The sequence below is a fragment of the Mesorhizobium sp. M1A.T.Ca.IN.004.03.1.1 genome (assembly GCF_003997555.1).
In the GTDB taxonomy this organism is placed as follows: Bacteria; Pseudomonadota; Alphaproteobacteria; order Rhizobiales; family Rhizobiaceae; genus Mesorhizobium.
The window spans coordinates 1-266 of record NZ_RZTV01000427.1 but is presented as its reverse complement, the minus strand read 5'-3'; the positions used below and the strand labels follow the sequence as shown (position 1 = coordinate 266).

General features: G+C 61.7%; 1 protein-coding gene. It reads right to left on the bottom strand.

All coding sequences use genetic code 11. The annotated features are described in order from the left end of the window. Window positions 1–82 precede the first annotated feature (82 nt). Window positions 83–266: RNA methyltransferase (locus EOD29_RS32295; RefSeq protein WP_164763972.1), on the bottom strand; the 184-nt coding region annotated here is incomplete at its 5' end.

Below are 266 nucleotides of genomic sequence, written 5' to 3'. Positions count from 1 at the left end.
CGGACGACGAAACGGATCATGACACTTCCCTTGGCGCGATGACTGCGGTCGCTTGAATTGAGCTGGTCGCTTGTTGGCTCACCTATGGCTTCAGATAGAGCCGCGCCGCATAAAGCGCGATCGCCGCTGCATTCGAGACGTTCAGCGATTTGATTGCGCCCGGCATGTCGAGGCGGGCAAGCGCGTTGACGGTTTCGCGCGTCTTCTGCCTGAGCCCCTTGCCCTCCGAGCCGAGCACCAGCGCCACCTTGTCGCCTGAGAAGGTG